The organism is Ralstonia mojiangensis (assembly GCF_023955645.1).
In the GTDB taxonomy this organism is placed as follows: Bacteria; Pseudomonadota; Gammaproteobacteria; order Burkholderiales; family Burkholderiaceae; genus Ralstonia; species Ralstonia mojiangensis.
Genome location: NZ_JAMXHU010000004.1, coordinates 397,670 through 415,746, shown reverse-complemented (window position 1 = coordinate 415,746; position 18,077 = coordinate 397,670). Strand labels below are relative to the sequence as shown.

The 18,077-nt window shown below is 64.6% G+C and carries 19 protein-coding genes; 9 read left to right on the top strand and 10 right to left on the bottom strand.

Annotated elements, in window-relative coordinates:
* Position 1 precedes the first annotated feature (1 nt).
* The 7 genes from NG898_RS18500 to fliE are packed head-to-tail and all read right to left on the bottom strand — an operon-like array spanning position 2 to position 5,940.
* A complete protein-coding gene (locus NG898_RS18500) occupies positions 2-844 on the bottom strand; it encodes a phytanoyl-CoA dioxygenase family protein (protein WP_252693810.1) in 843 nt (280 codons plus the stop codon).
* The gene (locus tag NG898_RS18495) at positions 829-1,980 is read right to left on the bottom strand and encodes a DegT/DnrJ/EryC1/StrS family aminotransferase (protein WP_252693809.1); all 1,152 of its coding nucleotides are present in this window, start codon (positions 1,978-1,980) and stop codon (positions 829-831) included. The genes NG898_RS18500 and NG898_RS18495 overlap by 16 nt, the downstream gene beginning before the upstream one ends.
* The gene (gene rfbC, locus NG898_RS18490; protein ID WP_252693808.1) at positions 1,977-2,570 is read right to left on the bottom strand and encodes a dTDP-4-dehydrorhamnose 3,5-epimerase; all 594 of its coding nucleotides are present in this window, start codon (positions 2,568-2,570) and stop codon (positions 1,977-1,979) included. Before rfbC ends, NG898_RS18495 begins: the two co-directional genes overlap by 4 nt.
* Positions 2,567-3,673, bottom strand: a complete 1,107-nt coding sequence (rfbG, locus tag NG898_RS18485; RefSeq protein WP_252693807.1) for a CDP-glucose 4,6-dehydratase — start codon at positions 3,671-3,673, stop codon at positions 2,567-2,569. The genes rfbC and rfbG overlap by 4 nt, the downstream gene beginning before the upstream one ends.
* A complete protein-coding gene (rfbF, locus tag NG898_RS18480; protein ID WP_045203481.1) occupies positions 3,658-4,431 on the bottom strand; it encodes a glucose-1-phosphate cytidylyltransferase in 774 nt (257 codons plus the stop codon). Before rfbF ends, rfbG begins: the two co-directional genes overlap by 16 nt.
* 10 nt (positions 4,432-4,441) lie before the next feature.
* Complete coding sequence (locus tag NG898_RS18475; RefSeq protein WP_252693806.1) at positions 4,442-5,560, bottom strand: glycosyltransferase family 2 protein; 1,119 nt, start codon at positions 5,558-5,560, stop codon at positions 4,442-4,444.
* A 35-nt stretch (positions 5,561-5,595) separates the two neighbouring features.
* Positions 5,596-5,940: a flagellar hook-basal body complex protein FliE gene (gene fliE / locus NG898_RS18470; protein ID WP_045203479.1), complete on the bottom strand. Its 345-nt coding sequence runs from the start codon at positions 5,938-5,940 to the stop codon at positions 5,596-5,598.
* 283 nt (positions 5,941-6,223) lie between these two features.
* Between fliE and fliF the strand changes: the two genes are divergently transcribed.
* The 6 genes from fliF (at position 6,224) to NG898_RS18440 (ending at position 13,457) form a co-directional block, all read left to right on the top strand.
* On the top strand, positions 6,224-8,059 hold the full coding sequence (gene fliF, locus NG898_RS18465; protein ID WP_252693805.1) for a flagellar basal-body MS-ring/collar protein FliF: 1,836 nt from the start codon (positions 6,224-6,226) through the stop codon (positions 8,057-8,059).
* Positions 8,056-9,048: a flagellar motor switch protein FliG gene (gene fliG / locus NG898_RS18460; protein WP_024977623.1), complete on the top strand. Its 993-nt coding sequence runs from the start codon at positions 8,056-8,058 to the stop codon at positions 9,046-9,048. The genes fliF and fliG overlap by 4 nt, the downstream gene beginning before the upstream one ends.
* A 35-nt stretch (positions 9,049-9,083) precedes the next feature.
* Positions 9,084-9,821 carry a flagellar assembly protein FliH gene (gene fliH, locus NG898_RS18455; protein WP_252693804.1) on the top strand — a complete coding sequence of 246 codons (738 nt, stop codon included), beginning with the start codon at positions 9,084-9,086 and terminating at the stop codon, positions 9,819-9,821.
* Entirely contained in the window at positions 9,811-11,259 is a 1,449-nt protein-coding gene (gene fliI, locus NG898_RS18450; RefSeq protein WP_252693803.1) for a flagellar protein export ATPase FliI, read from the top strand. The genes fliH and fliI overlap by 11 nt, the downstream gene beginning before the upstream one ends.
* Positions 11,260-11,367: 108 nt before the next feature.
* Positions 11,368-11,832 (top strand): flagellar export protein FliJ, encoded by a 465-nt coding sequence (fliJ, locus tag NG898_RS18445; RefSeq protein WP_065855816.1) that lies wholly within the window; start codon positions 11,368-11,370, stop codon positions 11,830-11,832.
* Between the two features lie 38 nt (positions 11,833-11,870).
* The gene (locus tag NG898_RS18440; protein WP_252693802.1) at positions 11,871-13,457 is read left to right on the top strand and encodes a flagellar hook-length control protein FliK; all 1,587 of its coding nucleotides are present in this window, start codon (positions 11,871-11,873) and stop codon (positions 13,455-13,457) included.
* A gap of 375 nt (positions 13,458-13,832) precedes the next feature.
* Here the strand turns inward: NG898_RS18440 and NG898_RS18435 are convergent, their stop codons facing one another.
* Positions 13,833-14,810 carry a DedA family protein/thiosulfate sulfurtransferase GlpE gene (locus NG898_RS18435; RefSeq protein WP_252693801.1) on the bottom strand — a complete coding sequence of 326 codons (978 nt, stop codon included), beginning with the start codon at positions 14,808-14,810 and terminating at the stop codon, positions 13,833-13,835.
* Positions 14,811-14,983: 173 nt separating this feature from the next.
* Here NG898_RS18435 and NG898_RS18430 point away from each other — a divergent pair, with 173 nt between their 5' ends.
* A complete protein-coding gene (locus NG898_RS18430) occupies positions 14,984-15,520 on the top strand; it encodes a GNAT family N-acetyltransferase (protein ID WP_392397888.1) in 537 nt (178 codons plus the stop codon).
* 137 nt (positions 15,521-15,657) lie between these two features.
* Here NG898_RS18430 and NG898_RS18425 read toward each other — a convergent pair whose 3' ends face one another.
* Together NG898_RS18425 and NG898_RS18420 are read right to left on the bottom strand one after the other, a co-directional pair.
* Positions 15,658-15,798 (bottom strand): hypothetical protein, encoded by a 141-nt coding sequence (locus NG898_RS18425; protein ID WP_175537092.1) that lies wholly within the window; start codon positions 15,796-15,798, stop codon positions 15,658-15,660.
* 341 nt (positions 15,799-16,139) lie between these two features.
* Positions 16,140-16,925: a S24 family peptidase gene (locus NG898_RS18420; protein WP_252693799.1), complete on the bottom strand. Its 786-nt coding sequence runs from the start codon at positions 16,923-16,925 to the stop codon at positions 16,140-16,142.
* A gap of 176 nt (positions 16,926-17,101) precedes the next feature.
* Between NG898_RS18420 and NG898_RS18415 the strand changes: the two genes are divergently transcribed.
* Both NG898_RS18415 and NG898_RS18410 read left to right on the top strand, forming a co-directional pair.
* Entirely contained in the window at positions 17,102-17,389 is a 288-nt protein-coding gene (locus tag NG898_RS18415; RefSeq protein ID WP_252693798.1) for a hypothetical protein, read from the top strand.
* A gap of 116 nt (positions 17,390-17,505) precedes the next feature.
* Positions 17,506-17,943, top strand: a complete 438-nt coding sequence (locus NG898_RS18410; RefSeq protein WP_252693797.1) for a hypothetical protein — start codon at positions 17,506-17,508, stop codon at positions 17,941-17,943.
* The last annotated feature ends 134 nt before the right edge of the window (positions 17,944-18,077 follow it).

Genomic DNA, 18,077 nt, shown 5'->3' with positions numbered 1-18,077 from the left:
GTCAGGCTTCCACGGAGAGTTCGGGGTGGACGGTACGGAAGTCGACGCCGTTGGCGTACGAGCCCTTCCAGCCGTGCGAGCGCCCGGTCGGCTCGCAGAAATTGAAGTAGCGGAACTGCATCGACCACCGTGAGCGCTGGCTCGTGTTGTGGCCCGATGCGTGCAGCACCAGGAAGTCGACCATCACCAGATCGCCCGGCTTGGTCAGAGGCTGCACGTGCGGATAGCGCGCGAGGTAGCTCGCCTCGTCCTTGATCAGCAATGCATAGGCGCCTTGCTTGCCGGCGTTGTCCGGGTCCGCGCTGAAGACGGGCAGCGGGCCTTCGACGTGCGAGCCGGGGCAGAATTCCACCGGCCCGATCTCGGGCGTGATTTCCACCAGCGGGCTCCAGAACACCACGCCGTCGAGGCTGCGCAACTGGGCCGGATATTCCTGATGCCAGTTGGCACGAAATTTCTCTTCGCGCGGGTTGTCGATGCGGATGCCGGAGCCGGCGTGCGCAATGCCCGGCAGCGCGCCGGGGCGCACGCTGCGAACGAGCTGCTCATGGCGCTCGTCGCCCAGCAGGCGGACAAAGGCGGGGATCTGCTTCACGGCGTCGTACACCTCGGCGCCGTATTTGCGATTGGCTTTGATGACCGCCTGATAGCCGTCGTCGAATCGTTCCGGCGCAAACGGTGCGCGGTCAATGTCGAGACGGTATTTGTCGATCACCAGACCGATGATGTCGTAGATCGCCCGTTGAATCGGCTCAATCTGCGACGGCGCGTAAAAGTCGCGCAGGATCAGCAGGCCGTCGCGCTGGAATGTCTCGATTTGATCGGGGCTCAGGATGCCAGGCATGTCAGCGTCTCCTGATGTTCGCGCACGAGATCGAGCACGACGTTGCACACCGTCTCGATGTTCTCGCTCGACATGTCGTGATACGACGGCAGGTTGATGGCGCGCTCGGCAATCGCGTAGCTGTTGGGCGCGTTGTGGCGCGCGGTGGCGGCGGACGTGCCGAACAGCTCGGTTTCGCTCAGCGGATAGAAGAACACGCGTGCATCAATGCCGCGGCGCGAGAACGCAGTCAGCAGCCCGTCGCGCGTAATGCCCAGCGCTTCGTCAAACACGACGGTGGGCATCCAGTAGCTGTTGAGCGTGCCGGGCGCCTCGGGGTTCAGCGCAAGGCCAGCAACGCCGCCAAGGTGCGCCTGATACTCGGCAAAGATCTCGCGCTTGCGCGCAACCAGTGCGTCGATGCGCTCGAGCTGCGCGCAGCCGATGGCGGCCTGCACGTTGGAAATACGGTACTTGAAGCCGATGAAGTCAGACCAGAACTGCTTGCCGCCGGGCACGCGGCCATGGTTGTTCAGCGTCATCACGCGGTCGTACAGCGCGCGGTCGTTCGTGACGAACATGCCGCCTTCGCCCGTCGTCATGGTCTTGGTGCCATGGAACGAGAACGTGCCGAAGATGCCTTGCGACCCCGTTGCGTGGCCGTGCCAGCGAGAGCCCACAGCCTCGGCCGCGTCTTCGATGACAGGAATGCCGTGGCGCTTGCCGATGTCCAGCAGGCGGTCCATCTCGCACAGGTTGCCGTAGAGGTGCGTGGCGATGATCGCTTTTGTGCGCGGCGTGATGGCCGCTTCCACGAGTGCCGGGTCCAGGCACCACGTGTCCGGCAGGATGTCGACAAACACCGGCGTGGCGCCCACGTAAGTGATGGGCGATGCCGTGGCGATCCAGTTCGTGTCGGCCAGGATCACCTCATCGCCGGCGCCGATGCCGAGCGCGGCCAGGCCCATGTGCATGGCACCGGTGCAGCTTGATGTGGCAATGGCGTACTGCGTGCCGACAAATTCCGCAAACTGCTTTTCGAAGCGATTGATGTAGGCGTAGCACTGGTCGCCCCAGCCGTTGCGTGCGGCGTCGGTGGCGTATTCGACTTCCAGCTCGGTGATCGACGGCTTGGAGTACAGAATCTTCTGGGTCATGGCTGTTCCTGCAGTTCAGGATTCAGGGCTCGCAGCGCAATGCCCGCAAACGCGTTCGTCAGCGGCGGATGGTTGCGGTCCCGGTCGGAGCATTCGGTAATGTCGAGCGGCCAGGCGATGCCTAGGCGGCTGTCGGTCGGGTTGATCCCGTCTTCAGCGGCTTGCGCGTACGGCGTCGAGGTCAGGTACAGCAGCTCGCAATCGTCTTCCAGCGCTTGGAAGCCGTGGGCAAATCCGCGCGGCACCAGCAGGCTGTTGTGGCGTTCGGCGGACAACTCCACCGCATGCCATTGCAGGAACGTCGGCGAGCCCGCACGCAGGTCAACGGCTACATCGAAGATACGGCCACGCACGCAGCTCACGAGCTTGATCTCGGCATGCGGGGGGTACTGAAAATGCAGCCCGCGCACGGTGCCGCGCTTGGCGGAATACGAGTGATTGATTTGCGCGATCGGGCTGTCAAAGCCGGCGGCGGCGAGTTCGTCTGCGCAGAAGAAGCGCGTGAAGTAGCCGCGATGGTCACCGATGACCTTGCGGCTGATCTCGACCACGCCGGCCAGCGGTGTCGGTTGGATGGTGAAGCGGCTCATGCGGCGCTCCAGGATGTGGCGGCAGACGCGACGGCGGTGAAGCGGTCGATCTGCTGGTCACAGAGCGCGCGTGCGCCCGCGGTCTTTTCATGCAGATGCCGATACCACGCGGCGGTCTGTTCCAGCGCGGTCTCGAACGGCCACGCTGTCTGCCAGCCTAGCTGCTGGCGTGCCCGGCTGGCGTCCAGATGCAACATGCCGGCTTCGTGCTTGCCGGTGGCGGAGTTGGCGTCCAGTTGCCAGATCAGCGTGGGCCAATGGTGTTGCAAGCCTTGCAAGACCTGTTCGACCGTGCGGGTGGCGGCGCTGTCCGGGCCGAAGTTCCAGGCGGTCGCGCAGGCCGCGTCGCCGGCCAGCAGCCGTTGCGCGAGCACCAGATACCCATGCAGGCAATCCAGAACGTGCTGCCAGGGCCGCGTAGCGTGAGGTGAACGGATGACTAGCGGGGTACCGGCACGCATCGCGCGCTCGGCATCGGGGATGAGCCGGTCTTCTGACCAGTCGCCGCCGCCGATCACATTGCCTGCGCGGCCCGTGGCCAGCAGCGGGCCGTTGGCGAAGAAGGCGCGCCGGTAGCTTGCGACGACGAGTTCGGCACAGGCCTTGGATGCGCTGTACGGGTCATGGCCGCCGAGTGCATCGGTCTCGCGATAGCCCCAGGCCCACTCGCGGTTGTCGTAGCACTTGTCGGTGGTAGCCACCACGATGGCAGCCAGGTTCGTGCAGCCGCGCGCGGCTTCCAGCACGTTCACGGTGCCCATCACATTGGTGGCGTAGGTGCCAACCGGGTCGTTGTACGACGCACGCACCAGCGGTTGCGCCGCGAGATGGAACACCACATCGGGCCGCGCCGCTGTCATCGCGATACGCAGGGCCTCCGCATCGCGGATATCCGCCAGCGTATGACCGGCCAATGCGGGTTCCACGTCAGCAGCGGTGAACAGATTCGGCGTTGTTTCCGGTGCCAGGCTGTAGCCGTACACCTCGGCGCCAAGCTGGCGCAGCCAGAGCGCAAGCCAACTGCCCTTGAAACCGGTATGCCCGGTCAGGAAGACGCGCTTGCCAACCCAAGCACGCGGGTCGAGCGTCACCACTTTTTCCACGGTGCACTCCCGGCCTGCCAAAGGGCTTCCAGACTGTTCTTGTCGCGCAGCGTGTCCATCGGCTGCCAGAAACCGTGGTGCTCGAACGTGTTCAATTCGCCCATCTCGGCCAGGCGTGCCATTGGCGCGCCTTCCCACGGCGTGTCTTCGCTCGCGATGTATTCGATCACGGATGGATTGAGCACGAAGAAGCCGCCGTTGATCCAACTGCCGCCGTCACCGGGAGGCTTTTCAGTAAAGCCGGTCACGCGTGCGCCGTCGCGCTGGAGCATGCCGTAGCGGCCAGGCGGCTGCACGGCCGTCACGGTGGCCATCTTGCCGTGCTCGCGGTGGAAGGCGATCTTGCTCGTGATGTCGATGTCGGACACGCCGTCGCCATAGGTGAAGCAGAACGGCTCGTTCGGGTCTAGATAGGCGGCCACGCGCTTCAGGCGCCCGCCGGTCTGCGATTGTTCGCCCGTGTCGACCAGCGTGACGCGCCAGGGCTCGGCGTGGCGTTCGTGCACCGTCACTTCGTTCTTCGACATATCGAACGTCACGTCCGACATGTGCAGGAAGTAGTTGGCGAAGTACTCCTTGATGACGTAGCCCTTGTAACCGAGGCAGATGATGAAGTCGTTGATGCCGTGGGCGGCATAGATCTTCATGATGTGCCACAGGATCGGGCGGCCACCAATCTCGATCATCGGCTTGGGCCGCAGGTGCGATTCCTCGCTGATGCGCGTGCCGAGGCCCCCGGCCAGGATGACTGTCTTCATGATTGCGTGCTCATGCGGCCGCGACTGCGCTGCGTTCCTGCATCTGCCGCGCGAGGTCGGAATATTGGTTCGACTTGATGGCCAGCGTGTCGGCCAGGGCGCGGTAGGTCAGCGCCAGGTACTTTGCGGCGGCAAAGCTGCCGCGCCCGAACACGGCAGCGTCCAGCTTGGGCTGCTCGCCAATCTCCAGGCACTTCAGGAAGGCGTTTTCCGCCATTGGCAGCCACTGTTTCTCGGCCTGCGCGGGGTCTTGTGCCGCTGCCTCGAACATCAGGTGGCCCAGCATGTAAAAGTAGTCGGGCGAGCCGGACCACTCCTCCATCCATTCACCCGCCAGCGTGATGGCCGCGTCGAGTTGCTTCGATTTGGAAAGACACGCCAGCAGGCAGATGCACAGGTCATGCCGATATGGCGCCGCCTTGGGTGCCGTGGCCAGCGCGCGCTGGTAATGCGCGGCGGCCTCGGCCGGGTCTTTCTGGTTGATCTCGAAATCTTTGCCGAGCTGGTAAAGCACATACGGGTCATCCGGATGCGCGGCCAACTCCAGTTGCAGCAGGGTGTGGTTGCGCCCGCGCTTCTGGTCCAGCTTGGCGTTCATATAGCCGTCGTGGCCAATCACGAGCGGCAGCCGCACGCGCTGCAGGTTGGCTGCGGTTGCGACGGGTTGCTCGTGGATGCGGCCCTTGTAGCGCACGCCGCGCGGCAAGAGGCGCGCGATCCAGCTATTGGAATGCTCCACATGGCCGGAAATGTCGTATTCGCTCCGGATGCAAACCACGCCGAGCAGCGGGCCAAAGGTGCAGGCGTTGCGCAGCTCTTCCGTGCCGGCCTCGATCCACTCGTCGGCGTCCAGCACGAGGTTCCAGTCCGCATTGGCGGCGGCCAGCGCGGCATTGCGGGCGGCGGAAAAATCATCCACCCACGTGAAATGGTGCACCTGCGCGCCGCACGCCTTGGCGATCGCCACGGTGTCGTCGGTCGAGCCGGTATCCAGCACGATCATGCGGTCGACGTGCGGCTTGGCGCTCATCAGGCAGCGCTCGATGCAGGCGGCCTCGTCGCGGGCGATGACGACCAGCGCCAGACTGCCTCGGGCGGGCTTGGCTCGGTGTTTGGCGTGTTTGGACATGCGGCGCGAAGAAAAAGAAGCGTAGAAAAGTGACGTTAGATCGACATGCTCATGATGCTCTGGTACGCCGAGACGAACTTGTTGCGCACCTGCACCGCGGTCTGCATGTCGATGTTGGCCTTCTGCAGCGAGAGCATCACGTCGTGCAGATCCACGTCGTTGTTGCCCATTTCGAAGCTGCGCGAAACGGATTCAGCCTTCTGCTGCGACGCGTCAACCCGGTCCAGCGACGACTTGAGCACCGCCCCGAAGTCCACGCTGACCTTGGCGCCGTCGCCCGTGGCCGAACCGACGCCCCCGCCAATGCCGCCCACCGTGCTGGACGGCGCCAGCACGCTGTTCATTAGCGAGACCACTGAATTGGCGTTCGTAATGTCCATGTGAAGAAAGCTCCTCGTTTCTCTGTCTTGCTTGTGGGGCCGTTGATTAGCTGCCTGGGCCGGCATTCCTGGAGCGCTTTCCGCCCCGGCCGGTTGGTCGCTATGGCGCCACGGTGATGCAAAGGTAGCCGCCCGCCCGCCGTTCCCAAGCGCCCAAAAGAACGGGAAAAGGCCCTCTTCTTGGCAATTTGCTTGCGCACCCGCTGCCGATAATGGCAACCACGGAGCCATGCCCAGACATTGGGTGAGCGCTCAAGCAACGTAGTCAGTCAGGAGATTTGGGATGCCAACGACAGCCGATTCGGTTGCTGTCGCCGACACGCTCGGTACGGTCGATATGCCGGCGGTGGGCCAGGGCGCGATGACGCGCCAGAAAGCGGGAGGTGCAGGTGCGCTGGGCGCCCTGGGCCCGCTTGGCCGTCTGTCGCCGCGACTGCTGCTGATGATCGGCGGTGCCGCGCTGGTGGCCGTCATTGCCGCCGCGATGCTGTGGAGCCGCGCTCCGGACTACCGCGTCCTGTACAGCAATGTGTCCGACAGCGACGGCGGGGCGATCATCGCTGCGCTGCAGCAAATGAATGTGCCGTACCGCTTTGCCGAAGGCGGCACCGCCATCATGGTGCCCGAGACGAGCGTGCATGAAGCCCGTCTGAAGCTCGCTTCGCAAGGTCTGCCCAAGGGCGGCCAGGCCGGTTTCGAGCTGATGGAAAACCAGAAATTCGGCACCAGCCAGTTTGCCGAGCAAGTCAATTACCAGCGCGCCCTGGAAGGCGAGCTGGCCCGCACCATCCAGGCCATGCAGGAGGTGCAGTCCGCCCGCGTGCATCTGGCGATGACCAAGCCGTCGGTGTTCGTGCGCGAGCAGGCCAAGCCCAGCGCGTCGGTGCTGCTCAAGCTGTATCCGGGCCGCATGCTTGACCGCTCGCAGGTGCAGGCCATTGGCCACCTGGTGTCGAGCAGCGTGCCGAACCTGCCGCTGGCCAACGTGACGGTGGTCGACCAATCGGGCCGCCTGCTGTCGTCGTCGTTCCAGGACAACGCCTCGGGCCTTGACCCGACGCAGTTGAGCTACGTGCGCGACGTCGAGCAGGGTTATATCAAGCGCATCGAAGCCATCCTCGGCCCTGTGGTGGGCGAAGACAACGTGCGTGCGCAGGTGACGGCCGACGTCGATCTGGACAACACCGAGCAGATGGCCGAGACGTATCGTCCGAACCAGGACCCGGCCAATGCAGCCGTGCGCAGCACGCACACCGCTGAAGCCACGCAGAACAAGGCCGACGCCCAGGGCGGCGTTCCGGGCGCGCTGTCCAACCAACCGCCGACCGCGCCGCGCATGTTGCCGACCGCACCGGCGCCGGCCTCGGCGTCGCAACCGGCTGCAAACGGCCCGAATAGCCAACCGCAACAAGCGGCGGCTGCCAACACGAGCGGCAGCACAGCCACCGGCAATTCGTCGAGCACCCGCGACACCACGACCAATTACGAAGTCGACAAGACCGTGCGCCGCACCCGCGCCGCAGTGGGCACCGTGCGCCGCCTGTCGGTGGCCGTGGTGGTCAACTACCGTGGCGACGGCAAGACCTGGAAGCCGTTGTCGGAAGCCGAGATGACCAACCTTAACGCGCTGGTCAAGGATGCCGTGGGCTTTGACGCCAAGCGTGGCGACTCCGTGAACGTGGTCAACAGCCAGTTCTCGGGCTCGATGCCGATCGCCAAGGATGACCTGCCGCTGTGGAAGCAGCCGGAGATGATCCAGTACGCCATCCAGGCCGCCAAATATCTGGCGCTGGCAATCGGCTTCCTGATCCTGGTGTTCGCGGTGATCCGTCCGGCGATCCGCTCGATGGGCAAGAAGGACGAGGCGGCCACGCCCACCTTCGTCGGCCGCGAAGGCGAAGATCCGAACGCCCCGATCATCACCGGCGCCGCGGCTTCGGCCGGGCCGGAGCTGGAAGGCCCGGCGGCTGCCGGCGCCGATTCCGAAGAGCTGCCGGACGCGCTGCCGCAACTCAAGAACAACGACTTCGAGAAGAAGCTCGAGACCATGCGCCGCGTGGCGCAGAGCAACCCGCGCGCAGTCGCGGCCGTCATCAAACAATGGGTGAGTAACGAATGAGCGCCGAAGGACTCCAACGCAGCGCCATCCTCATGATGTCGCTGGGCGAAAGCGAAGCCGCCGAAGTGCTCAAGCACCTGGGCCCGCGCGAAGTGCAGAAGCTGGGCGCGACCATGGCCGCGCTGAAGAACGTGTCGCGCGAGCGTGTGCTCGACGCCTTTGACGCGTTCTTCATCGAAGCCGAAGACCTGCCGCTGGACGTGGATTCGAACGAGTACATCCGCACCGTCTTCCGCAAGGCACTGGGCGACGACCGCGCTGCCAACATCATCGACCGCATCCTGTCGGGCGGCGACACCAGCGGTATTGAAGGCCTGAAGTGGATGGATGCATCGTCGGTGGCGGAACTGATCCGCAACGAACACCCACAGATCATCGCCACGATCCTGGTCCACCTGGACCGCGATCAAGCTTCGGAAATCCTGACCTATTTCACCGAGCGCCTGCGCAACGACACCATCCTGCGTATCGCCACGCTCGACGGCATTCAGCCCAGCGCGCTGCGCGAGCTGAATGACGTGCTGACCAAGCTGCTGCAAGGCAACGACCATCGCAAGAAGAACGCGATGGGCGGCGTGCTCACGGCAGCGGAAATCCTCAACCTGGTGCCGAGCGCCGTAGAAAGCTCCGTCATCGAAGGCGTGCGCTCGCGCGATCCGGAACTGGCCGATGCCATCGTCGAAAAGATGTTCGTGTTCGACAACCTGATCGATCTGGACGGCCGTGCGCTGCAGACGCTGCTGCGCGAGATCAGCCAGGACGTTCTGGTGGTGGCCCTCAAGGGCGCCAAGCAGGAGTTCCGCGACAAGGTGTTCGCCAACATGTCGCAGCGCGCCGGCACGATGCTCAAGGAAGAGCTGGAAGTGCTGGGCCCGGTCAAGGTGTCGGAAGTCGAAGCGCAGCAGAAGGAAATCCTGGTGGTTGCGCGCCGCCTGGCCGACGAAGGCGAAATCACCATCGGCCGCAAGGCGGAGGACGCTTATGTCTGACCGTGCTGGCCGCTTTGCTGTGATGGGGCGCTGAGATGCCGCGTCCGCCGATCATCCCGCGCGACACGCTGGTCGAATACCAGGCGTGGGAGCCGACCGACTTCCGTCGGCAGGCCGCAGAGGCTGTTGCTGCCGCCGCGCCGCCGCCTCCGCCGCCCGAGCCTGAAGAACCGCCGATTTCCGAAGAGGAATGGCAGGCCGCGCTGGACGCCGAGCTTGCCACCGCCCGTGACGAAGGCCGCCGCGATGGTTTCGCGCAAGGCTTTCAGGATGGCTTTGAACAAGGCCGTCGCCAGGGCGAGGAAGATTCCAAACACATCGCCGCGCTGATGCAATCCGTGCGCGACGCGATCGACCAATTGAACGGCAGCGTTGCCGAAGAGCTGGTCGATCTGGCGTTGCAACTCGCGCAGCAGTTTCTGCATGGCGCGCTGCATGCGCAGCCTGAGCGCATCCTGCCGCTGATTCGCGAAGTGCTGGGCGATGCGCCCACCGCACCGGCGCCCGCCATGCTGCGCGTGCATGCCGATGATGCAGAGCTGATCCGCCAGACGCTGGGCACCGAGCTGGCCGCCGCCGGCTGGACGCTCATCGTCGATGCCGCCATCGAGCGCGGTGGCTGCCGCGTGCAGACCCGCTTTGGCGAAACCGATGCCACGCTGCAAACCCGCTGGGCCGAACTGACCCGCGCGCTGGGCCGCGATACCGCATGGCTTGCCAGCGAGCGCTCGGAAGCCGAGCGCGTGGCAGGAGGGGCACTCCATGTCGCCTGAGACCATGCAGCCGGCAGCGCAGAGCGCCGTCAACAATCCCAACGTGCGCATGTGGCAAACCCACTTGCAGCAGACCGCGCAGCGTGCGCGTCTGGCGCGCCCGGTGGTGACGTGCGGCAAGCTTACGCGTGTGGCCGGCCTGGTCATGGAAGCCGTTGGCCTGAAGCTGCCGGTGGGCAGTGCCTGCCGCGTGGAACTGCCGCACGGCCGGCACGTGCTGGCCGAAGTGGTGGGCTTTGCCGAAGAGCGCGCTTTCCTGATGCCGCAAACGGATCTGATGGGCGTGGTGCCCGGTGCGCGCGTGTTCCCGCTGGAGCCGCAACGTCTGGCGGTGTCGAGCGAAGACGGAGCCGACCCGACGATTTCACACAGCAAATACCTGCCCGTGGGGCCGCGCCTGCTGGGCCGTGTGGTGGACGCCAACGGCGAGCCGCTCGACGGCAAGGGGCCGCTGGGCGCGCATGAAGACCTGGCCTGGGGCACATTGAACCCGGCACCGCTGAACCCGCTCAAGCGCAAGCCGATCGAGCATGTGCTCGACGTGGGCGTGCGCGCCATCAACGGTCTGCTGACCGTCGGCCAGGGCCAGCGTCTGGGTCTGTTCGCCGGCTCCGGCGTGGGTAAGAGCGTGCTGCTGGGCATGATGGCCCGCTACACCGAAGCCGACGTGGTGGTGGTGGGACTGATCGGCGAGCGCGGCCGCGAAGTCAAGGAATTCATCGACGAGATTCTTGGCGACGAAGGCATGGCACGCTCGGCCGTGGTGGCCGCACCGGCAGACACCTCGCCGTTGATGCGCCTGCAGGGCGCCGCTTACGCCCACACGATTGCCGAGTACTTCCGCGACCGCGGCTGCAACGTGCTGCTGATCGTTGATTCGCTCACGCGCTATGCGATGGCGCAGCGCGAGATCGCCCTGGCCATCGGCGAGCCGCCGGCCACCAAGGGCTATCCGCCCTCGGCGTTTGCCAAGCTGCCCGCGCTGGTCGAGCGTGCCGGGAACGGCATGGTGGATGCCAATGGGCGCGGCGGCTCCATCACCGCGTTTTACACCGTGCTGGCCGAAGGCGATGACCAGCAGGATCCGATTGCCGATGCGGCTCGGGCCATTCTGGACGGCCACTTCGTGCTCTCGCGCAAGCTGGCCGAGCAGGGCCACTACCCGGCCATCGATATCGAACAGTCGATCAGCCGCGTGATGTCGGCCATCGTGCCGCGCGAGCAGCTCGACACGGCCCGCCGCTTCAAGCAGCTCTATGCCCGCTACCAGCGCAACCGCGACCTGATTGCCGTGGGCGCTTACGCACGTGGCAGCGACCCGGTGACCGACCAGGCCATCGCGCGCTACCCCGACATGGAAGCGTTCCTGCAGCAGGGCATGTTCGAGAACGAAAGCCGCGAGCACACGCTGGAGAAGATGCAGGGAGTGTTGGCATGAAACGCCCACTTGACACTGTGAAACCGCAAGCGTTGCGCAAGCCGGAGGCTAAAGCCGCCGGGTTTGCGTCCGATGGGTTGATGTAACGGGAAGCTGGAGGGTCTACCGATGACCACCATGAACAAGCCGTTCCGCCTCGAAACCGTGCTGGAACTGGCGCAGAAGGACACCGAGAAAGCCACGCAGGAAGTCGGCCGCCTGATGAACACGCGCGAGGCCGCCACGCAAAAGTTGGCACTGCTGTCCGACTACCGCAACAACTATCACCAGCAGATGCTGAGCAGCGCCGAAGGCGGTATGGACGTCACGCGTTTGCGCAACTACGCGGCCTTTATCGACCGCCTGGGCAATGCCGTGCACCAGCAGAAGGGCACCATCAACGCGCTGGAGCAGCAGCTTGCGATGAGCCGGGCCAACTGGCTCGAAAAGCAGCGCCGCGAGCAATCGTTCGACATCCTGCGCCAACGCCACATTGAAGAGCAGCGCCTGGACGAAGAACGCCGTGCCCAGCGCGACAACGACGAACACGCCGCCAAGGTGATCCGCATGCGTGCGGCACAGGGCGGCAATTGAAGACCAACGCGAACACGCAGTCGCAAGATGGAGTCAACGTGGGCTTGAGTGCCACCCCCAACGCCGCTGCCAAGGACCTGGGCGCCATGCTGTCGGCCGGCAATACTGCCGCCGCCGATAAGACACAGGCCTCCTCGTCGGGCACCGATACCTTCGGTAACCTGTTGTCGGACCGCCTGGCCCAAGACGCCGCGCGCCGACGCGCCGACGCACAATCCACCGCCGACGATGCCAGCCGCCGTGCCGATATCGCCCGCAAGGATGTCGCCCGCACCGGCGCCGCACGCAACGATCAGGATGTGAAACCGGCAGATGCCAACGCGCCCGCGCAGGCTGTCACCACGCCGGCCAGTACCACCGCCGATACGGCCAACGCCAAGCCGGCGCAGCCTGCCAGTGCAAAGGATCTCGATACCGCTGCGCAGCAGGCCGTGGTTGACCCGGCGGCACAACTGGCTGCGCAGATCGAGGCCGCACGCCAGGCCGCACAGCAAGCCGCTGCCGCCCAACAGCCGATCGCCCAGCCCGCTGCCCAATCGAATACCAACGCCGATGCCGACGCGACGGCGCAGGCGGCTGGCAAATCGTCCGCAAATGACGCCCCCGCACTGGCCGCCGCAACTGCGGCTGCCAACAGTACGCAGGGCGCCGCAGACCCGGCTACGACGGCACAAGCGGGCCAAGCCGGCCAAGCCGGATTGCCCGCCGCCAAGGACGCCAAAGCCAACGCCGCAAACACGCCGACGCCACCTGCCACCGCACTGCCCGACAGCGGCACGCTGGCCCAGACCATGGCCCGCACGCGCGCCGTTGCCGACAACACGCCGGCTGCCGTGCGCCAACTCGGCAGCACGTCGTCTGCACAGGGCGCCAATGCCGACCGCGGCCTGCCGCGCCGCACCGACCTGAATGCGCACAGCACCGTCGCGCAACCGGCAACCGCCGCCGTGACCGATGCCACCAGCCACGCCAGCAATGGCGGTAACACCGGCAATTCGGATAACGCCGGCACGCAGGCCAATGCGCAGGGCGGCGGTATGCAGTTCCAGGGCGTGCTGTCGCGCGCCAATGGCGACGCGGGCATGGCCGCACCGACCTTTGCTGTGGCTGGCGCCAACACAACCGCTGCAGCAGGAACGTCGATCACGCCGCAGCAAATCCATACGCTGCCCACGTTTGGCGATGCCGCGTGGCCGCAGAGCATGGCCAGCCAGCTCGCCTTCATGCAGGTGCATCGCCAATCGTCGGCCGAGCTGCAGTTGAATCCGGCCGAGCTGGGCGGCATGCACGTCAAGCTGGAAGTGGACAACGGCGCGGTCAACGCGAGCTTTGTCTGCCAGCACCAAGCCGTGGCCGAACTCGTCCAGGACGCCATGCCGCGCCTGCGCGACGCCATGCAGCAAGGCGGGATGCAGCTTGCGCAAACGTCCGTCAGCACGGGCGATTTCAGCCAGCAGCAGAGCGCATCACAAGGCTCGTCGGCGCAAAACCAGGGTGGCGGTTCGGGCAACGGGGGCAGCGGCAGCCGCTATGGCAACGGCGGCTCGCAAGACCGCGCCGACACGCTGACGGTGGCGCCGCGCCGTGTGTCCAGCCACGAAGGTGCGATCGATACGTTTGCCTGACGATTGCCGGCGGCGCCTAAAGTTTGAGGCTAGCCGGCCGTTAGTACGCAGGAGTGCCATGCATAAATGGCCAGCCGCAAGGCAACGAAAGAAGGACGGGAAATAACAACGTGAGCACGCCGCGCATACGTTTGATGCGGCAGCGTTGCAAATGAATAACAAGGGGGTCAAGTCCGACTGGCGAAGAAGGGATCAAACGGGGATCATTTCGCCACATCCGTCCTCGGGCGGATGCACACGGACCGATGCGGGGTGTCCGAGCCGGGGGGCTGGCGCACCGCATGTTTGCCGTACTTACGGGAGAGCGCACCGCGAGGTGCGCTTTTTGTTTTTGTGCGCTCGCTTTGTCGGTGCGGCGCACATGCGTCGTGAGCTTCAGGCGCCCGCCTCCGCCGTTGCGAGTGTGGCGGGGGTGACCGATACCACGTGCTCCACGCCGTAGCCGCGCTCCACCCATGCATCGATACCGCCGTGTAGCGGACGCACGCGCTTGAAGCCACGTCCCATCAGCGTACGTGCCAGCATCACGGCAGACGCCTCGTTGGGGCAGGCACAGTAGATGATGATCTCGCGGTCGGGGCCGTCGATCTCGATCGCGCGGTGGCTGGTGGACATGTCGTACAGCATCGCCCCCGGAATGCGTTGCGGCTGCAGCATGCGCGAGCTGTCGGCGCGCACGTCGATGATGACGGGGGCCGCGCCCGATTCGATCAGTGCGTGCAGTTCATCGGGCGAGATGCGCGCCATCTCCAGCATCTTGCGAAAGCGCCAGCGCTGCAGCCAGCGTGCCGCCACATACACCGCGGCCAGCAATGCGATCAACAGCACGGCACGCGTGCCGAGCAGATCGAGCTGGCGCAGCGCCTGGTCGATGCTGTCATGCGCCACGCGGCCCAGTAGCAGCCAGAGCGTTGCCCAAACTGCCGAGCCCACCAGGTTGTACAGCGCAAATGTGCTGAACGGCGTGCGCATCGTGCCCAGCAGCGCAGACGAGACCGTCGACAAACCCGGAACGAATTTCGCAATGAGCAGCATCGGCGCGCCCCAGCGCTCGAACTGCGTGCGCGTGCGCCGTACGCACGAATCGGGCGACAGCGATACGCGGCACAGCAGTGCCATGACGTGCCGGCCATAGCGCTTGCCTGCGAAGTACCACAGGCCGTCGCCCAGGAGTGCACCGGACACGGCGGCGGGCGCCAGCTCCATCAGGTAGAGCGGTCCGTGGAACGTGAGCGCGCCGGCCACCAGCAGCGTCGGCACGGCCGGCAGTGGTGCACCGGCTTGCGTCAGCAGCACATTCAGGAATACGGCAAACGCGCCGTATTCGGCGATCAGGGGAAACAGGTCATGCATGGCAGGAAGGGCGCGGCGGGCGGGGGGCGAAAGCGTCTGCCAAGTTACCGCATTCCGGCGCCGCCCGATAGCCATGTCACCGGAATGCACTCGGTGATATGCGGATCGTGTGGAATTGGCGTGACAATGAACGCTTCATATCGCTTCTGAATCCTGCCGCCATGTCTTCTGCAATGCCCATCAACGCTGCCGTTTCCGTGCACGAATCTGGTGCCATCGCTATTCGTCCGGCTACGGTGGAGGATCTGCCCACTATCGTCGGCATCTACGCACATAACGTGCAGACCGGCACCGCCAGCTTTGAGATCGACGCCCCCGATCTGCCCGAGATGACGCGCCGGTTTCACGCACTGCAGGATGCCGGCATGCCATACGTTGTGGCCGAAGCTGACGGCGTGCTGCTCGGCTATGCGTATGCCGGCCCGCATCGCGCGCGGCCTGCGTATCGCCACACCGTGGAAGATTCCATCTATCTCGACACTGCAGCGCAAGGGCGGGGCGTTGGGACATTGCTGCTGGAGGCGCTCATCCGTGAATGCCAGATGCGCGGTTTCAAGCAGATGGTGGCGGTGGTGGGCGGCGGCCGCGAAAATCCGGGCTCAGCCAAGTTGCACGCGCGTTGCGGGTTTCGCGAGGTGGGCGTGCTGGAGGCGGTGGGCTACAAGTTTGATCGCTGGCTGGATTGTCTGCTGATGCAGCGCGCTTTGTGAGGTGAGTGAAGCGGCGCCGCATCGCAGGGCCGGCAGGCCCCATGCCGTGCGGGTTGCTTCAAGAATACGGTTCAGTGTTTCAGTTTCAGTCATTCAAGTCATTCAGTTCGCGTTAAGTTGGTTTGAGCGCGGCACGTTTAGTAGGTCGTGCGCACGAGCACGGCCAGATACATCGCGCCGCCGGCAAAAAGCCCCATCCCGATGATGAGCAACCAGTCGACGAAGGCCGTGTTGCCGCTGGCCACAGGCCTTGGATCGGCGTTCGGTTCATGCTTCATGAGGGTCTCCGCGTCAGAGCAGGCGCCCGAGCTCGCGCAACGCCGCGCAAAACAGCGCTACCACGATCACCAGATCGACCTGCCGGCCTCGCATCCAGGCGCGACACCGGGGCTGGCGATTCACGCTACCCGGGGCCATGCCCCATTTTTGATCGAGGCCGTGCCGGCCATCTTCCCCTCTCCCTGCGACGTTGTCTTGAGCGCATCGCATCCCAGTATTTTAGACATTTCTAACTTTATGTCAAGAAATGTCTAATTTGTGATGTTTAGAAGACTGCGATTTGGTACAAAAAAACCCGCCGAAGCGGGTTTGTGTGTTGAGAAGTCGACGTTGGGGGCGCTCAGAAATCGCCCATGCCTGACCGGTACTTGACCCGGCCGACGATGTCGATGTGTTCGAGCTGCTCGGGTGCCACGATGAACGGATCGTGCTTCTCCTTGTTGTCGCTGACCACCCGGATTGAGCCGTCGGGCAGGCGGAACAACCGCTTCACCAGCATCTCGCCGCAGTACACCAGCGCGAACACACCGCCGCCCGTGGGGATGCGCCGGTCCGCCTTATCGACGACCACCGTGTCGTCATCAAAGAGGCGCGGCTCCATGCTGTCGCCACGCACCTTCACCGCCACCAGGTGTTTGGGACTGGCGTCCAGCCGGCGGACGTAATCGGCCTGGAACGGCAGGGGTTCCTTCTCTTCAACGTGCCACGTTTCTCGCCCATTGCCGGCTGAAAGCGCCACGTCGACGTGCGTAATCAGGATCGTTGTCTCGGCCGGCAGTTCGTCCAGGCTGTTGTACGTGGTGATGGGGCGTGCGGGAAAGCCTTTGCTGTGCGCCGAAGCGCCAGCGCTCGTGCGTACCACGTCGCCAGCGCTGCCGCCTGCAGCATGCGCGGCGGCATCGGAGAAGGGCGTGTCCATCACACGGTCGGCAAACCCCAGCTTCTTCTCAAGGCGGCGCGCGGCAATGTCGCCGATGCTGCGGCCATCCTGGTAGGTGCGCGAGAGAAACTGTGCCACCTGCGAACGCGAATACCCGTACAGACGCTCGAACGCCGAGCGGTCTCCGTTGACGAGGGTCTGGATCCAGTAGGTCAGCCACTGGCGGCGGTTGTCGTAGATGTCCATGGGTCGCATTAGAGCAAGAAATTTCTAATTTGTGTATTAGAAGTGTCTTGACGCAACAGTTTAGAACAATCTAAACTTCTCTGCATCGACCGACCTCCCGCTTGCTGGAGGCGCCGCGGCCGATCCGAATCTTGTTCAATCCGCGCGCCACCCCGCGCCGACTGGAGCCTCTTTCCATGACTGTCACCCAAACTTCGATGGATGCTTTTCGACGTGGCCGCACCACGTCCACGGCCAAGCTGCAGTGCGATCGCATTGCCGACTACGTGGCACGCAGCGGCACCGCCACGATTGCCGAAATCGCGCAGGCGCTGCGCATTGAAAAGTCGAGCGTCTCTGCGCGCCGCAGCGAATTGATCGCCGCCAAGCGGCTGGAGCTGGATGAGGAGCGCAAGTGCGGCGTCACAGGCCGCTGGGTGCAATCGGTGCGTGCGGCGCCCGCGCAGGTGCGCGTCTTTCAATAGGCGCATGCGCCGTCGCGTTCTTGCGCTGTCTGCAGTGGGCAAGGCGGCCGCGCGAAGCCGATTGACGCATGCCGATATCGCTATCAACAAGCACTGAACATACGAGGACAAGGGACATGGGAATCGAAGACCGTCTGGAGAACTGGAGTCGCGTGGTGCGCGACCCAAGCTGGCAACCGCAGTACTGCGCATCGTGGGCACGCCTGGCCGTTGCCATGCGCGATGCGGAAAGCGGCGCGCCGCAGGCCATCGTCAGCATCGATGTGAACGACGGCTGGCTGGTGGAGCACGCCTGGCAGAAAATTGCTGACCCTGTAGCAAAGCGCTTGCTGCAGTATCACTACGTGCATCGCATGCCGGCAGAGATGGTGTGCCGCATTCTCGTGCGCAAGTACGGCGCGTCGCCGCATACGCTCAAGCACTGGAAGGTGCGGCTTGCGAAGGCGCAGTCGATCATGTCGCACGTCATCGATTCGGAGGTCGCTCGCGCGCAGATGACGAAGGCCGTGCGTGCTGCAGCCAAGGCCGCAGCGGCGGCTCCGATGGCCGCCTGAAAATTTTTCTGATTTTTTTCTTCAGCCCCCTTGCACCGTTTATATCCCCTTCGTATTCTGTTTCCCAGATGTTCGATTGCCCTCGCGGCGTAACCGGTTCAGACCGAGACATGCACCCCACTGGGGTGCATTGA

Excerpts from the sequence above, each read along its gene's own strand:
- NG898_RS18430 (WP_392397888.1), top strand. The coding sequence starts at position 14,984 with ATGCCCATCAACGCTGCCGTTTCCGTGCACGAATCTGGTGCCATCGCT.
- NG898_RS18425 (WP_175537092.1), bottom strand. The coding sequence starts at position 15,798 with ATGAAGCATGAACCGAACGCCGATCCAAGGCCTGTGGCCAGCGGCAAC.
- NG898_RS18475 (WP_252693806.1), bottom strand. The coding sequence starts at position 5,560 with ATGTCCAAACACGCCAAACACCGAGCCAAGCCCGCCCGAGGCAGTCTG.
- NG898_RS18500 (WP_252693810.1), bottom strand. The coding sequence starts at position 844 with ATGCCTGGCATCCTGAGCCCCGATCAAATCGAGACATTCCAGCGCGAC.
- fliH (WP_252693804.1), top strand. The coding sequence starts at position 9,084 with ATGCCGCGTCCGCCGATCATCCCGCGCGACACGCTGGTCGAATACCAG.
- fliF (WP_252693805.1), top strand. The coding sequence starts at position 6,224 with ATGCCAACGACAGCCGATTCGGTTGCTGTCGCCGACACGCTCGGTACG.
- NG898_RS18415 (WP_252693798.1), top strand. The coding sequence starts at position 17,102 with ATGACTGTCACCCAAACTTCGATGGATGCTTTTCGACGTGGCCGCACC.
- fliE (WP_045203479.1), bottom strand. The coding sequence starts at position 5,940 with ATGGACATTACGAACGCCAATTCAGTGGTCTCGCTAATGAACAGCGTG.
- rfbC (WP_252693808.1), bottom strand. The coding sequence starts at position 2,570 with ATGAGCCGCTTCACCATCCAACCGACACCGCTGGCCGGCGTGGTCGAG.
- fliG (WP_024977623.1), top strand. The coding sequence starts at position 8,056 with ATGAGCGCCGAAGGACTCCAACGCAGCGCCATCCTCATGATGTCGCTG.
- NG898_RS18435 (WP_252693801.1), bottom strand. The coding sequence starts at position 14,810 with ATGCATGACCTGTTTCCCCTGATCGCCGAATACGGCGCGTTTGCCGTA.
- rfbF (WP_045203481.1), bottom strand. The coding sequence starts at position 4,431 with ATGAAGACAGTCATCCTGGCCGGGGGCCTCGGCACGCGCATCAGCGAG.
- NG898_RS18495 (WP_252693809.1), bottom strand. The coding sequence starts at position 1,980 with ATGACCCAGAAGATTCTGTACTCCAAGCCGTCGATCACCGAGCTGGAA.
- fliI (WP_252693803.1), top strand. The coding sequence starts at position 9,811 with ATGTCGCCTGAGACCATGCAGCCGGCAGCGCAGAGCGCCGTCAACAAT.
- NG898_RS18420 (WP_252693799.1), bottom strand. The coding sequence starts at position 16,925 with ATGGACATCTACGACAACCGCCGCCAGTGGCTGACCTACTGGATCCAG.
- fliJ (WP_065855816.1), top strand. The coding sequence starts at position 11,368 with ATGACCACCATGAACAAGCCGTTCCGCCTCGAAACCGTGCTGGAACTG.
- NG898_RS18410 (WP_252693797.1), top strand. The coding sequence starts at position 17,506 with ATGGGAATCGAAGACCGTCTGGAGAACTGGAGTCGCGTGGTGCGCGAC.